18 protein-coding genes and 1 tRNA gene are annotated in these 14,962 nt (G+C 45.3%); 9 read left to right on the top strand and 10 right to left on the bottom strand.

The features are described 5' to 3' along the window. The 5 genes from KG698_RS07785 to KG698_RS07765 form a co-directional block, all read right to left on the bottom strand. Positions 1-186: transposase (locus tag KG698_RS07785; protein WP_213684990.1), on the bottom strand; the 186-nt coding region annotated here is incomplete at its 3' end. A gap of 52 nt (positions 187-238) precedes the next feature. Continuing rightward, positions 239-526 carry a hypothetical protein gene (locus tag KG698_RS07780; RefSeq protein WP_213684989.1) on the bottom strand — a complete coding sequence of 96 codons (288 nt, stop codon included), beginning with the start codon at positions 524-526 and terminating at the stop codon, positions 239-241. A 69-nt stretch (positions 527-595) separates the two neighbouring features. Next, complete coding sequence (locus KG698_RS07775) at positions 596-841, bottom strand: hypothetical protein (protein ID WP_213684988.1); 246 nt, start codon at positions 839-841, stop codon at positions 596-598. A gap of 549 nt (positions 842-1,390) precedes the next feature. Then, positions 1,391-1,810 (bottom strand): hypothetical protein, encoded by a 420-nt coding sequence (locus KG698_RS07770; RefSeq protein WP_213684987.1) that lies wholly within the window; start codon positions 1,808-1,810, stop codon positions 1,391-1,393. A gap of 443 nt (positions 1,811-2,253) precedes the next feature. Beyond that, complete coding sequence (locus KG698_RS07765; RefSeq protein ID WP_213684986.1) at positions 2,254-2,568, bottom strand: H-NS histone family protein; 315 nt, start codon at positions 2,566-2,568, stop codon at positions 2,254-2,256. Between the two features lie 354 nt (positions 2,569-2,922). On the opposite strand from KG698_RS07765, the gene KG698_RS07760 reads away from it, so the two are divergent. After that, positions 2,923-5,109, top strand: coding sequence for a flagellar hook-basal body complex protein (locus KG698_RS07760; RefSeq protein WP_213684985.1), 2,187 nt, complete (start codon positions 2,923-2,925; stop codon positions 5,107-5,109). 69 nt (positions 5,110-5,178) lie between these two features. Here KG698_RS07760 and KG698_RS07755 read toward each other — a convergent pair whose 3' ends face one another. Next, positions 5,179-5,754, bottom strand: coding sequence for a site-specific integrase (locus KG698_RS07755; protein WP_213684984.1), 576 nt, complete (start codon positions 5,752-5,754; stop codon positions 5,179-5,181). Between the two features lie 281 nt (positions 5,755-6,035). Here KG698_RS07755 and KG698_RS07750 point away from each other — a divergent pair, with 281 nt between their 5' ends. The 3 genes from KG698_RS07750 (at position 6,036) to KG698_RS07740 (ending at position 8,196) form a co-directional block, all read left to right on the top strand. Beyond that, entirely contained in the window at positions 6,036-6,650 is a 615-nt protein-coding gene (locus tag KG698_RS07750) for a hypothetical protein (protein ID WP_213684983.1), read from the top strand. Positions 6,651-7,119: 469 nt separating this feature from the next. After that, positions 7,120-7,908, top strand: coding sequence for a hypothetical protein (locus KG698_RS07745; protein WP_213684982.1), 789 nt, complete (start codon positions 7,120-7,122; stop codon positions 7,906-7,908). 63 nt (positions 7,909-7,971) lie between these two features. Then, positions 7,972-8,196: a hypothetical protein gene (locus tag KG698_RS07740; protein WP_213684981.1), complete on the top strand. Its 225-nt coding sequence runs from the start codon at positions 7,972-7,974 to the stop codon at positions 8,194-8,196. Between the two features lie 40 nt (positions 8,197-8,236). On the opposite strand, the gene KG698_RS07735 is transcribed toward KG698_RS07740, so the two are convergent. Beyond that, the gene (locus tag KG698_RS07735; protein ID WP_213684980.1) at positions 8,237-8,626 is read right to left on the bottom strand and encodes a hypothetical protein; all 390 of its coding nucleotides are present in this window, start codon (positions 8,624-8,626) and stop codon (positions 8,237-8,239) included. 112 nt (positions 8,627-8,738) lie between these two features. Continuing rightward, the gene (locus KG698_RS07730) at positions 8,739-9,278 is read right to left on the bottom strand and encodes a YecA family protein (protein ID WP_213684979.1); all 540 of its coding nucleotides are present in this window, start codon (positions 9,276-9,278) and stop codon (positions 8,739-8,741) included. Positions 9,279-9,527: 249 nt separating this feature from the next. Here KG698_RS07730 and KG698_RS07725 point away from each other — a divergent pair, with 249 nt between their 5' ends. The 4 genes from KG698_RS07725 (at position 9,528) to KG698_RS07710 (ending at position 12,583) form a co-directional block, all read left to right on the top strand. Further along, entirely contained in the window at positions 9,528-10,271 is a 744-nt protein-coding gene (locus KG698_RS07725) for a hypothetical protein (protein WP_213684978.1), read from the top strand. Between the two features lie 114 nt (positions 10,272-10,385). Further along, positions 10,386-10,964 (top strand): hypothetical protein, encoded by a 579-nt coding sequence (locus KG698_RS07720; RefSeq protein ID WP_213684977.1) that lies wholly within the window; start codon positions 10,386-10,388, stop codon positions 10,962-10,964. A gap of 94 nt (positions 10,965-11,058) precedes the next feature. Then, positions 11,059-11,943, top strand: coding sequence for a tetratricopeptide repeat protein (locus tag KG698_RS07715; RefSeq protein WP_213684976.1), 885 nt, complete (start codon positions 11,059-11,061; stop codon positions 11,941-11,943). Between the two features lie 61 nt (positions 11,944-12,004). Further along, a complete protein-coding gene (locus KG698_RS07710) occupies positions 12,005-12,583 on the top strand; it encodes a hypothetical protein (RefSeq protein WP_213684975.1) in 579 nt (192 codons plus the stop codon). 1 nt (position 12,584) lies between these two features. Here KG698_RS07710 and KG698_RS07705 read toward each other — a convergent pair whose 3' ends face one another. Further along, positions 12,585-13,166 (bottom strand): hypothetical protein, encoded by a 582-nt coding sequence (locus KG698_RS07705; protein ID WP_213684974.1) that lies wholly within the window; start codon positions 13,164-13,166, stop codon positions 12,585-12,587. Positions 13,167-13,327: 161 nt separating this feature from the next. On the opposite strand from KG698_RS07705, the gene KG698_RS07700 reads away from it, so the two are divergent. Continuing rightward, complete coding sequence (locus KG698_RS07700) at positions 13,328-14,722, top strand: ADP-ribosylglycohydrolase family protein (protein WP_213684973.1); 1,395 nt, start codon at positions 13,328-13,330, stop codon at positions 14,720-14,722. 86 nt (positions 14,723-14,808) lie between these two features. Here the strand turns inward: KG698_RS07700 and KG698_RS07695 are convergent. After that, positions 14,809-14,884, bottom strand: a tRNA-Lys gene (locus KG698_RS07695). Positions 14,885-14,962 lie beyond the last annotated feature (78 nt).

Genomic DNA, 14,962 nt, shown 5'->3' with positions numbered 1-14,962 from the left:
GCTGTAATACAGGCTTTCGGCAATACCCTCGCGCCGGCACAGCACAGAAATGCTTTCCTCGCCACGCAAACCGGCCAGGACAATGCGGATCTTTTCCTCCGCTGAATACGTCTGGCGAGTCTTGCGGCGGATGTTCTTGACCAGCTTGTCAGCCGCGTCCTTCGAAGTTTCAGGTTTCTTCATCATCTCGATCTCCTAATCGATAAGATGAACCAGAAATCCTCCGTTGTTCAAATCCTCAAATCAGACCCACAGGTGCTGACGTCAGACAGTAGCGGGCAAGCCTTCTCTTTCCAGAATCGCCAGATAAGACCTGCTCATAGGCTTCCACGTACCGCATCAGTTCGTTGAAAAAGACAGAATCGCCAGCACGTTCGACAGCTAAGATTTCTTGAATCCGTTTATGACCCGCTTCAACGGCATAAGCATCGTTTCGCCTTTGAGCATTTCGGATGAAGTTTCGAACTCGACCAGTCGAATGCATCATTGCGACAGCTTGATTGATCTGTTCGTTCGTGTAGGCCATGTTCAACCCCATGGGATCGCATCAGCTTGCCACGGCTTCTTAATTTTGCAAGTAAAAGCGCTCCATCGGTCACCTCAGCTTTGACCTGACACTGGTCATCAGCCTTGGGTCATCCGAGTTCACAGCGATCCCAAGTCCGTCAAGGTACGCCAACAGCTTGTTTTGTTGGCCAATCAGCTTGTTCTGCTTTGCGGGGTCACGTTCACGCTCGATGGCAGCTGCCAGATTGCGAACCCTCAGCACCAGACCTACCGTGACAGCCTTGGTCCAGGCTGGATAGCGACCTTCACTTATAAAGCTTTTGAACCTGATCATCCTCAGCTCCTTATGATCACAATGGATAACTGGCCTGCTCGGCTTAACGCTTTCAGGCGTCTATCAAGCGCTATTAGGTCTTTTGGCTCTAAGATTTCATGGGTCTCAATCTTTGGATTCTTTAGCTTCAGGATTTCCCTAGAGAGCTCGTACTTGCTGTTTGGGGTCGAGAACGTGGAGATCATTGGCTGAGTTCCTCAGATAAGCGTCTTAGTTGGCTCAGCTCCTGTGGGCAGTGAGTGGCGATCAGGCTATTCAGAATAGACGTTCTTGAAACATGCTTGCGCTTCGATATCTCGTCTAGAATTGCCTTGAGTTCATAAGGGATATTAAAGTTCATTAATTGATGGTTCATGGAATTTTCCTCTTCTTGAATTATAATTGATTAGTATTTGGTTGCTTAATGGATCTTAAGTGACCTTAGGTGATATTGAGGCTCAAAGCGACTTATCGGGCTTTAAGCAATATTAAGAATTAAAGGTCAGGCGCTTAGCTAGACCAAGTCATTTTGTTTAAGCTGTATCGTTAGGGCTGCTAAGGAGTTTATACTCAACGAAGCTCGAAGCAGGTAGAATTCGACCAATCAATACTATCAGAATACAACGTCTTAGTACGACGCTTAAGGCAATAATCAACCCAGCCAAGCTCACGCTCAGCTGTTGTTGGTTGTTCAAAATGGATCTGGTTGTAACCAAACCTTGTTGAGGTCCAGCAGCTCTTTATGAGCAAAAAGAACAGGGGCTCAGAGAGATGTTCTGGGCGCTCTATGATGCAGTGTAGGTGATGACGGTGGGTAGCATCGTGCTCACGGACAACAAGCATAGCCAACCTTTTGCCGAAGCGTTTGAACCTTGCCCCAAGGGCCCTGGAGTTCAGCTTGTTGGCAAAGTGACGGAAGTTCTGCTCAGACCGGAGATCATCAAGCCATTCGCCATCCACACACTGCTTTTGGGTAAGCGTGATGTTCACAGGGTTTGGGACCCGGTGCTCGAGGTAGTAAGTTTTTATGTCTTGGGGTTTGGGCATGGGGAAACAAACGGCTAGTTTAAGATATAGCTATTTATAAGAGAAAGGCCCAATCTTTACGGGTATACAGAGAAAAATCGCAACTGTGGTAGTTGCTGGTACTCGGTATCAAAGCCGATGACCGGGTAACGGCTGGGGTCAGCACGCTCTTTGTGGATCGCATCGAACTGTGACGTCAGCAGGAGCATCGGCTACTATAGTAAATGTTTCTCCTTCACACCCCCAGCAGACTTTTACTATTTTTTGAACCTGTATTTTGTCCGTCGGTGATAGACTGCATGTGCTTCTGCAACGGAAGCTTCTTTCTCAACTTGTTCCTGCACTTCTTGAAACAAAACAGCGCCTCCCTGAGGAAGCGCTGTTCTTAATAATCAAAGAAAATAGCTTCAGATCGCAAGATCGTCGAGGCTCTTGCCTGCTGCAAGTGCTGCCTCAACCCACTTGGGCTTACGGCCACGACCAGACCAAGTCATGCTGGGGTTTTCAGGATGAGCGTACTTGGGTGCAACGCTTGACACTGCTTTGCCACCCTTCTTGCCACCATCGACAAGAGCCGACAGTGAAAAGCCAAGCTCTTTTGCTTTTGCTTCAAGCACGGCACGAGCTTCAGCAATTTTGCGGTCTTCGTATGTCGCAATGCGATTACGTACTTCAGCTTCAAGTTTCTTGAGTTCTTTCAAATCAAGCGAGTTAAGATCCATGATATCCTCCGTTCACGGATCACCTTCATAAGGTAAGTAATTTTGCAAATCAATTGAGCAGCTCAATCGCAGCTCAAAATATCAAAAAATGCTTGCGGCCGCAAAGCGCTTCGCTGGTCTCAACGCTGATACGTCCTTGCTACCCTTCGCTCACACGCAACCTGTGAATTTGATTATGCGGTGGTCCCACGGCACATCCGTCCGCTTCGGGTCGCACGCAACCTCTCACGGTGGGAAGGTGAATTTTTTCGATTTAAATCAGATATTTAACGCCAACTTCCGCTCAAAACAACGAAGGCCTCACTGGGATGGCATAAACTTTGCGGAGGGCGCACGTCTGTATTGGAGCCCATCATGTCTCTCACACTGTCTCTTTCTGGTGCGTATGCCGCCCAAAAGTCCATCTCAGTGGTCAGCGATAACATTGCAAACGTTGGCACCACCGCATTCAAAAGTAGAAACATTACCTTCACCGACATTGTCGGTAGCACCCCGCTCGGATCTCCGAATTCGCAGACTGGCAGTGGTGTGGTAGCGGGTGCAATAACCAAAAGTTTCACAAATGGCTCCATCGCAACAACTGGATCGGCGACCGACCTTGCCGTATCCGGTAGTGCATTTTTCGTCACCGCAGCGAAGGACGAAAGCCTTACGGACAACACACCTCGCTACAACAACTACTTCACACGCAGTGGAAGCTTTAATATTGACCTAGACGGGTATCTTGTCACTGCTGAGAACTACAACGTACTTGATACAGATCTCCAGCCAATCAGGCTACCAACAACCACTTTTTCAAACATAGTTGCGGATTTTTCAGCTGCCTCAAATTCTGTCCCAGGCGAGAATATCACGGACCCAATAAACCAGGCAAAGCTTACATTCTCAGTTGAAGATGAAACCGTTCAACTTGATTGGAATGAGGAGCAGAATACACAGCTACTCCCGGGTGAAGTATTCTTGAACGATGGGGGGGTATTCTTTGTACCACTTAACGAAAGCTCTGAACCGGTATCGGCAATTAAAGTTGGCGAAATCAAGAAAAATAAGGCCAATGCTATCGAAGTTACCTTTGGTGATCCGGTAATCAAAACCACCGTAAAAACTCTACAAATGGTAGATGTTGAAAGAACGTTTGATGTAGAGACACAGGAAATCGTCATTAAGCAGGTTACAACCTCTGAATTAGTTGAAGTGGACAAGGTTGAAATTACAAATGAGAAAGTGTACTTGGACACCTTTTCAACAAAGATTGCCGATTTCAACTCAAATGCGTGGACTGTGGTCAATGAGCGCTTCTACACTGAAAAGAAGCTTATCAATGGGCATCCCAGCCCTCCAGATACAACTTATGGAAACATAGAAAGCGGAACGTATAGTGATTATGCGATAAGCGAAAGATATGCAAACGACGAAGGTAGCGAGAGCGGGGATTTTTTAACAAGTATCGCAACTGATGGCAGCATGGTTACTCTCAGAACTGAGAATGTCCGTGCAGATAGATATCAGACGACACGTGGACCGTATTTTCACTCGAATGACCCAATTTTTCTTCAAGGCGGCACGACTGTTCAATTTGATTGGAACACTAGAGGAAGCGATGACTCCTATGACGTTCTAGCTTATTTAAGGAACACGAACACCGGCGAATATACGATTGCCGTGAACGAAACGGGAAAAAGTAGTAGTGACGTTAAGAGCGGTAATTTTAGTTTTCCGGTGCCGGAAGATGGTCTCTATGATCTTGTTTTTGTTGGTGGCACATGGGATGCAACTGGTGGAACTGTTGCAGGCGCCATATCAAGCATTTCAAACCTGACCTATCAAGAACGAGATTTCGAATTCCAAGATGTTGAAAAGATCGTGAAGGTTTGGGAAGCGCAGAACGTTACCCGACCTGTTGAGGAAGTAATAACCGTCATCAAGCAGGAAACCAGGATCGTTTCAGAACTCCAAGAAGTAATGGTCGATCAAGACGTTCCAATGTCTCTGGATCCTTCGATACTATCGAAAATTGGCTCCCAAATCTTTGCACAGCAGAATGCAAGGATTGAAGGTTTTGAAGTTGGACCTCTTGAGCTTAACGTTGAATTCTCTCCCGCTGAAGAAGCAGGAGTGACATCCACGATCGCAATGAACTTGAACGATGTGACTTATCTTGGTCAAGAAACGACCATAGACCACTTCGATAGTATTAATATAAACACCCGAGGAGAAATTTCTGTTGTCAGTAACATTGATGGCAATCAAGGTGAAATCGATATTGGCACATTGGCATTCACAAATCCTATCAGCACAGAAAATTTCAAATATATAAGAAGCGGATACTTTGTTATGGGTAGCCAGTTTCCTACTGCTGACATCGGATCGATATCAGATGTTGCGGGCGGGAGCGTGGTTCAAGGAGCTTTAGAGCGGTCTAATGTAGACCTTATGTCTCAACTGACTGAATTGATTAAAACTCAAACAACATTCAATGCCAATAGTAAAGCAATTCAAGCCTATACTGATGCTTATAGGCTTGTTCAAGATATCCGATAAATTCGCCTTATTTTCGTTTATTTTTTAATGAGATAGGAGCTTAAGGTTTTTGGGCCTAGGTATTTTGCATCAATTGAGCAGCTCAATCGCTGCTCGCAATTTATTGTCATTTATATCGATATAACGCTGTGTGGTGCTGAGGTGCTTGTGACGTGCGAGAGCTTGGACGATGCGAGCGTTAATGCCCTTGTCCGCCAGCTCGGTCACAAACTGCCTGTGTCCGCTGTGGCTGCTTGCACCATCGATCGCTGCAAAGCGGTAGAGACGCTGAAACAGGTTGACCACTGTCTGTGCGCTAAAGCCGCCGCCCTTTGCGCTAAACAGCAGAGGCGCTGTGGGTTTAAGCACATGCTTTGGATACTGTGCTGCATAGCGGGCCAGTTGCTGCCTCAAGCGCTTGTTGACCAGCACAGTGCAACTCTCACTGCCTTTGGTCTGCGCCGCACTCAAATGAATCGTGTCTTTGGGCTGACCCTGCGCATCAAACACATCGCCAATGCGCAGTGCAGCAATTTCACATGCCCGCAGGCCAGCATAGAAGCTCAGCGCCACAGCAGTATGGTTGCGTGTGCTGTGGCGCAGGCTGTCGACAACAGCAGCGAGGCGCTTGTACTCTGCGGGGGTGAGGAGCTTGGCTTGTTTCATCGTCTTCGGGCCTCATGTGTGGTTCAGCTGTACAACAGCTTAAAGTCACACATTTTCTGTTCCCACCGGAAAGACAGCCAGCCCTAATCCATTGAAATTAAATATTTAATGCAAAAATGTTAGAGTTTGTGCATTACATAACAATTCCCAATTCCATTATCATGAGGTACATTTTGGCTAACCGACGAAAGTGTTGCTGGCAAGCTCGGCTTGCAACTAGAATATGCGATGACGTTTAGTACACAGCTATCTGGATTTGAATTTTCAATAGCGAGGAAGAAATGAGCGAGATAGACTTGGAACAAAGACCCAAGACATATTTTTCTCCCCAGCCGATGGTTACTTACCTAGTTGAGAAAGTCAAAAATGCGGCCATACGTGAGCGACTAGAACTACTCTTAAGCGAAGGTCGCATCGAAGAAATAAAAGAACTCCTCGATGAGGTTGGAATTACTGCCAACTCAATTCAGAGCCTCGAAGCAATACATCCAATGTTTATGGGTGGCAACTATCTACCCGATATGGATGAAGGCGAAGTCGAGGTTGCACGGATTGAAATTGCGTCAACAACCGGTGATGTCACATGCCTGTTTGCGAAAAAGGAAAATGGGATAATCAAGTTTAGAGTGGTTGATGAATATGGCGGCGATACCCTTAACTTTCCCACAGAGGTTACCACCGATGAGCCCATGACCTTAAGGGAAATGACGGAATTCTTTCATTCAGCATGGTCATTAATTGATGTCCTGGAAATGAATTTCGACGGGCAACTTGAGCCAGCATTGGCATTCTTCAAGGCAAAATCGAAGTTTTATCCCGAATTTGATGAGCTGTGCCGTGAACGTGTAGTTGCAGCTTTTCCGAAGGCAGAAACTAAAGAAGAGTACGACACTTAGGATGCATCACGGATGATGTGCAGCCATCGAGAACAAAGGAAGAATACAGCTATGCTGATCCGGGGCTACTTGGCTGTTTATCGCACAGCGGACGCCGGGAGTTCATCACAAATGCTGTCCGAAAGAACAGCACGGTAGGTTGTTCGCTTCGTAACGTTCAGATGCTGGCGGGTCACTCGTCGTTGGCGGTCACCCAGCGATACATTGACGGGGACAGCGAAGCGAGGAAGAAGATTGTTGATCTGGTTTAGTGAGCAAAGGTTGTCGAGGTAATGCCTATACTCGGTGTGAAACTTGAAGATCAGGTAACGGATGGGAGCAGCACCTCTTGTGGGATTGAGTGGAAATGTAAATGTAGTAGGTGCATTGGGGGCCGTAAAAGTTTATCGTCGGCACCAATAAAAAAACTTTTACTTTTAAGCGTACTTTGGACGTGTAATATGGTAAATTTTATGATACAAAATCAGTCATGGCTAAGGGACAGGCTGGCAAATGGCTGCTGACAAGAACTGGATATTACTCACTAGGTGAAACACAGACATTGTTAGGGCAGATTAGCTCAATGGTAAATATGAAAAAATACAGTTTAGCGACGCTCTGCGTAGTTTGGTGTATGCTAAATATTTTTGTACTTCCAAGTCCTCTCTTGGTCGAACACTCTAGTTTATCTCTTCCGTTACAGATGGTTTTGTTGGCCTTTCTGACTGGTATATTTATCATGCCTTTCATTATTGGCACCCAAGAGTTCGACAAACTGGGGAAATCTCTCACGGTCGATAATGACCTATCAATTACCTTCGCAAAAATATCGCCATTGATTTTCATATACTTTATGATAATATCTATGATCTGGTATCCTAAAGGTGGAGGTTTATTGTTGGCGCTTAATCAAAAAATTAGTAACCCTAACTGGTGGGAGTTTGGGATATATGCATTGATAATATACTATGTTGCGTCCAAAACTGCAGTAAAGCCATACCAACACGTGACATCTGCTCTACTGGGAATAATGGCAGTCCAGCATTTTATCGCATTCTATTTTTGGTATCGAATGGATGATGGGTGTAGAACTGATTACGATGGCTATGTCGAATGTGATGATAGCTACATACAGCACGCTGATCGAACTATAGAGAAAGCTTCCGCCTTAAATTTGACCTATGAAAGCTTAGTGGCTGCTGAATTTTTCGTTATGCTCATTTACTCATTATCTGCTTATGTCGTGATTTCAATTATTAAAGAAAAGCTGTATCCGTGAGGAAAGCCAATTATATTGAGGCAACAAATTTCACAGTTTGCGGCTTTAAATTATGAGGTTTGAATGATATTCAGTTTGGCTACTTGCACATTGGCTGCATTACTCTTTCTGAATTCCAGAAAAATTGCGCATCTCTTTTTTTGGTATGTGATTGCTGTTGCATTGGGTTGGATTATTCCATTCGGCTTCCTTATTTCATGGGCTATCATGGTCATGACGCCCCACAAAGAAGACCATAAGCCGCCAGCTAACTCGTTTGATAAAGCTTTTAGAAAAGATGATGAATAGGAATTAGCGGTTTGATTGTGATGGGAAGTGTTTCACGATTTCAATCGATATCGCATGGAAATTTTTCAGCCACAGCAAGAATAAGGTAAGCAACTTCTTGGCCCCATAGCTCTGGCTTTTCGGCAGCCCAATTCGTCATAGCTTGCAGTAATGCGCCATACGATACCTTATCGGTATCAGCAGTTAAATAGATGGGAATTTCGTGTCCGTAATTCCTCTTACTATTGCAATTCATTAATCCTATTTGGTCGATCGCTTTAACAATTCCAATGCACATGCCAAAATCAAAGTCACTCACTTCGGTAAGATCAGTATTTATAATTGCGCATGTGTTAAAAAACTGCTCAACAGTTACAAGATCTTCTTCCTCCCCTTTTAATGGCGAGGCGAGCGCAGCGGTTATCATTGCAGTTGTGAGGAAGTTTTTCATACCCTCTTATCCCCGCTTGTAGACTACACTGAGATTGTGGCGGTCCTTGATCTTTTTCAAGGCAATTCTTGGGCGCAGGACGTTATGGCTCAGACGGTCTTCCTACTGTCGGTTAGGGCAATTTCCAGAACTGATGTATCCCAACCACAGCGGTGGGAATATCCTCAGCAGCCTGACCCAAAGCATCAAACAGGTCTTCCCTCCTGATACCCATCACAGAGTTCCCGTTCTCATCAATCAGGTGGCAAAGGATTGGGGTCATCAGATGGCCTGAGGTGCCACTCTCAGTCAGCCTCAGCCACTCCTTGGGCCTGAGTGCCACTGCATCCATGAACCCTTCACACCAGTCCATAGCAATCACATGGCCTTCCTTGGCTTCCCAGAAGATCGGTTCAACCTCAGGCTCCTCTAGGGCCAAGCCATCGACGATGTTGTCATAGATGTCAGTGATGGTCTCAAGGATCGCAGGGGGAACCTTATTAAAGGGACCACCCATCGCCTTGCGTAGCCACTCCTGTTTGGGGATTTCCACTGGGGAACAGACAATCCCATGTAGGAAGCCATCCAGATCAGACAGCATCATGCAATTTTCAGGGCTGTCATCTGACATCAGGTAGGTGTCTAGGCCCTCAAGGTCGATCTCGTCTGACATGCTGGATTTGAGCCCTCTGGTTGGCTATAGTCTTGGCGTAGGCTTACATGAATAGCCGTCTAGCGTTATGCGTTCAAATCATTAACTGATCCTTTGTTGGCAACAACAATCGACACATTGTTCAGAATACAATACTATCCAAACGCAATGGTGAGTCGACCACTGCAAACTGTTGGATTTTGAAAGACAAAAATGCGGGTAACTCTCGGGGATATCCTAAACAAACTTATGAATCGGCCGTTGCCGTACTTGAAGTTCATAGCTGAAATACGAAATGTTGCGACAAGTGTAATATCAAATGTCGAGAAGAAAAAGCCATTTTACACTGTATTGTTTCCAGATGTCGACCTTCCGGGCTTGGTCACAAGCGACTTAGAAAAGGCAATTGAAGGAAAATTTCACCAGTCAAGTCGAGCAAATCAGGGACGCAAGCTCCTTTCAATTGCATTCGAAATCAAAGCGGAAGCATGTGCACTAAAATTCTTTTCCTATGATTGCGATGATAACATGTTAATCGCATATATAGCGACCCTCACTGAGCATGGTGATAGTTTCTTTATGCCGTTGGCAAAATTGCACATAGATCGAAAAATTTCCCAGCAAAAGTTGTGCGAAACTTCCCGAGCGCACTTTAAGGTAAAGTATTTTTACGAGATACTTAAGTTTGAGATTTTAACCTTAACTATTGGTGAGGCCTCTGGAGTCTTTCCAAAAGAAGATGACGTAAGACGATTTGAATACATGATAAATCAACATGTGAAAAAATTGGGGGTTGAAGCCTTTTTGTTATTTGCAACATCTCAAGAAGGGATATCTGAATTGGCAGGAAAGTATAATTTTTCAGAGACGAAAGTTAGAAAGGATATTATCGAGATGTTTATAAGTGGGATTGCGAACAACCAAGAGACTCTCATTGACGAAGCGTGCTATAATTTCCCAAAAGCTCTAACGGCAAATTACTCATTAGTTAAAGGCTTAACAGAAAGGCCCTAACGTGGAAAATACACATCGCCGAGAACTAAAAATATCTAATTATGAGGAGATGCAAAATCTTCATTGCGGTTATGTGTATTTTGACGATATAAAATGACTCCTTTTAGACCAAGCATGACAGACCGCCAAAGGGCACTGCTGTATGACATTGTCAGCGGCAAAAAGGTATGCCTCAAGCCGCCAGCATGGAACAAGTTTTATCAATACTTTGAAGAACTTCTTATAGAGGAGCAGGCAACAAAGCGGCACCAAGGCGAGAAAGTTCAGTATGAAAAACTGCCTTTGCCCATGATCCTCGCTGGATGGGATAATCCTGACTTTTTAAAGAACAAGGTTTTTCAAAATCAAATTAGAATTATTGATAGCGCTGGTCTGCTTAAGGAAGTAATTGAGTACCTTATGTTTGCCAAAGATTATGACTGGCACAAAAGTACGGCTCATCTTGATGGAAGAAATCCTTACTCAGATGACTTTCAAATTTATCAAGAGAGATTACTCCGAGGTTATAGAATGTTAAATACAATAAATCCACACCAAAAAATGTGGGGTGATTACATTCTAGAGGATGTAAAGAACCACCACATGGTTTATGATAGCTTTCAACAAACTATTTTTCTCGAAGGCGATCAGATCCAAGAGTGGCCACAAAGTAGCTATAGAGCACCAGTGCCAAGCTTGAAAAAGCTTGAATGACGAAACCATTGGATTTGTATCGTACTATTCGGAGCGGTTCATCGAGTATTATTTTCCATATAGGGCAAAACCGATCTAGAAAGCTTCTGAAAGAATGAGTTTCGAGCAAGAATTCCACAAGAAAATGAATGAAGGCGACGTATTTTGCGCATTTGAGATCTGCAAATTAGGTGCGGAAGCTGGTGATGATATCCTCCAACAGCAGTTAGGGTTTATGTATGAATTTGGATTGGGCACCGACGAAAATAAGGACGAGAGCTTAAAATGGTATTTAATTGCGGCAGAGAATGGTAATGCTAGCGCTCAACATTATCTAGCATCATTATACGGACGTGGGGACCTTGTTAAAAAGAATTTAACCAAATCACTACATTGGTACACCGCAGCCGCAGAGCAAGGTGAAGCATGCGCACAATATATCTTAGGATGCGATTACGTTATAGGCACTTATGGACCTAAAAATTTTCATGCGGCGGCACATTGGTTTAGGATAGCCGCATTGCAGAATTGCGTAAAAGCACAAGCCGATTTAGGGAAATTGATCGCAGTGGGCTTTCTTGGCCATAACCATTTGGAAGAAGCTAACTTCTGGCTTGCGGTAGCCTTTCTTAATGGTGATGAAGGATTCATAAATGCCACTATGTCGCTAAACGAGGCGACTGGGGAAATAGATCCGTCAACAGACGCAGAGGTTCGAGCACAGAAATTCTTTAATGGTTGCGAGAAGTTTTCAGCGACGCTGAATTCAGATCTAAGCAATAGCTCAAAGCCAAAAGCTTTGCAGTTCAGGGAGATTGAATGTGCAGCTAGAAATGGTGATATAGTGGCACAGTACAAGGCTGGAAGTTTATACTACACCTATTCAACCTTTCGGAATCTGAGAAAGGCCTCGAATTGGCTGAATAAAGCAGCTCAGCAGGGCCATGTTGAAGCAAGAAACGCTGTCAAGGCGCTTAGCACCTCTGGCCTAAGATACTAGCGCTTTTCAGCTGCTGAGGTGTTCTAATAATTATTGGCAAGCATAAAGTTTGGGGGAATAGATGATTAGCAAAATCACTTCGTATCTTCATGTCACAAAAAATGCATTATTTACCCAAAGTTTGCGTATGTCTTCAGTTATTGGTTGCGTCATAACGCTCTGCTCTACCCAACCATCTGTATCCCAAGATGCTATAGCTACAACTTCCTTCGAGGACTGGTCAGTGTTTGAGGATGAGGTGGCTTGCTGGGCTGCTTCTGAAGCTTTTCAAGAACCAGGGGTTGATACCAGTTCGGAACAGCATTTGATGTTTGTGACGTTCTTCTATGGTGTTCAAATTCCTGAGATTTCATTTAATGTTGGAAGTTGCTGTGGAGAACCTGCATACGCTCGGAGTAACAACAACACTTTAACGCTATTCTATGAGGATGAAAATTATTTTCCTACAGATTCTGAAATTGATTTTCTACTTCAAATCCTTAGGGGCGAGAAGCTCGAGTTAGTGGCAAACGATAATAACGAAGTATTTTTCTGGTTTTCACTTTTAGGCTTTCGAGAATCCTATAATCATTTAGCGAAAACATGTGAATTCAATCCAATTATCATTACGGATGAATTTTATAGATCAAATCAAGGATGACTTAATAATTTTTTATTAATCTTTCAAGTTCTTTTAGATGTTGTGGCTCAAAGATAGGACGCATAGATCTTTTCTTTTTGAAAAGATTCAGAAGGGAGAGATAAATTACTGTTGCTTCAGTCTTGGCTCGGTCGCTTTTTGGATGTGTCATTAGAAAAGCTGCAAGATTATACTGCGAGGCCAAGCAACCATTGAGAGCCGCAGTGCGAAGCCATTTTTCGGCGGCGGCATTATTTGCAATGCCGTATATCCCACTTCTGTACTGTATGCCAAGCCAGCCCTGTGCTTGTGTATTCCCGCTTTTTGCAGATTTGTGCAGACCTTGAAAGATGCTGAGTACGGATACCGAATAGAACTCATCCGAAACTGTTGAAGCCTTGCTATTTTCTATGCAGTGGATGTGTAGTATTTCGTGAATAACTATCCATGCATCATGTCGACCTTGTTCTGCAAGTTCTTGCAATTTAAATACTGCACTCCTGCGCTCGGCGTTTGTAGCGCCCAAGCATGCTGCAGCGGCAAGATGTTTTTCTGTTAAATCTCTATTTCTTTTTTTGTATGAATATGGATAAAAGGTATGCATTTTTTCTCACAATGTTGCTCGTTGCGTTGGAAATTTCATTTCTCTTGTGAGCATCCAACATGTTTCTTGCGGAAGCACTGGGTGTGATCATGGCTTTCTAAACAGGTTTTTCATTGTTGCGTTAAGGTGGTAACTTGAGAAGCTAACGAACTGGAGCCCCCATGACGGTCTCACATGACGAACCAAGGTGGCCGCACAAACCGGCCATTAAGTTGATGGACTTCCATCAGGGACGCATGCTGTTGGCCAGTGGGCATCGTCGGGCCGATCTGTTGACCCTGACCGACGCTGACTTTGAGCGACATCATGGGTTCATCCAATGGGCTTTTCCCACCCCTGAGAAATCATACAACAACTTCAGCGCCCCCCTTCTCGATCTCGGAACAGCAATTTGGCTGGCCGAAGATGGAGAAAGTATTGATTTCCTGGAACGGATGACGGTCAGGTTCCTGCAGTTTTTGAGGGACAACAACCATTGGCGGTCGTCTTACAACCACAACCACCTGCGCATCACGAGGGTCATGAACAGCCTTAGGATCTTGCACAGTTGGGATCTTGCTCAGTGGTTCCATGAGCAGGTGATCAACTTGGCTGGTGACAGCTACGAGCAGATGACACGCCCAAGATTGTTCTGGGAGGCGCAGTCAAGCTCTCTGCATGATCGAATAGCGGGAAGTGTTGTGGGGCTTGCGGTTGGCGATGCGTTGGGTGCGCCAGTAGAGTTTACACCAAGGGGCCAGTTTCCCTTCGTGCAGGGCTACCAGGCGGGAGGTCGGTTCAACCTTCCAGCCGGAGCATGGACTGATGACACAGCAATGGCACTTTGTTTGGCAGATAGCCTTATTGCAAATGGCGGCTTCGACCCTGCCGATCTACTTCAGCGTTTTTGCAACTGGGCTGAGCATGGTGACAATACAAGCACAGGCGTCACAGTAGGAATAGGGCAAAACACCCTTCGAGCCCTGGGCGACTATCGGCGCACGGGGCGCTTAATGGCTGAACCTTTCGGGGCGAAAAATGACGGTAACGGTTCGCTCATGCGCCTCTCACCTGCAGTGTGTTTTGCATCACATCATCTCGAAACAGCGATAGATTTTGCCGTTGAGCAGTCTCACACAACCCATGCTTCCCCCATAGCTGAAGAGTGCTGTAGGTTTACGGCTGCACTGATCTACAAGATTTTACGTGGAGCGGCTTACGGGTCGGCCAAAGAAGACAGCTTAGCGCTCGGCTGGAGTGATACGTTAATGTCAGCAGTCGCAGCACCCCTAGCAGGAGTTGATGATGCTCTCATCCCATCAGGTGGATATGTGCTCGACAGCCTGCGAGCCGCCCTTTGGTGCATCGAAAACACGAATTCGTTCGAGAACGCAGTTCTGCTTGCTGTGAACCTGGGCGATGACGCTGATACCACAGGCGCCATCACAGGACAGATCGCTGGTGCTATGTACGGCTACAGTTCAATCGATCCAGAACTGAAAAAGGGACTTTTTGGGGAGCGCCGCATCTACGTGACCTCCCAGTTCTTGGGTCGATCCTTCGCCGATTCACAGTGATCCAAGTTTATAACTGTTTATAACTTTTCGTTATGCACAAACCAGCAAGGTCGTGCATCATAAGGCCTTGAAAAATATGGGAAAACTGGTGAGCCCGACAGGATTCGAACCTGTGACCAATTGATTAAAAGTCAACTGCTCTACCAACTGAGCTACGGGCCCACTCAGGGGCGCCTACCTACGGACGGGCCGAAGACTCGTCAAGCCAAAAACCGGGGCGGGGGATTTCCATGTTTGCGC

It is taken from the genome of Roseicyclus sp. (assembly GCF_018402035.1).
Taxonomy (GTDB): Bacteria; Pseudomonadota; Alphaproteobacteria; order Rhodobacterales; family Rhodobacteraceae; genus Roseicyclus.
The sequence above is the reverse complement of the archived record's forward strand: the minus strand, read 5'-3'. Positions and strand labels throughout refer to the sequence as shown.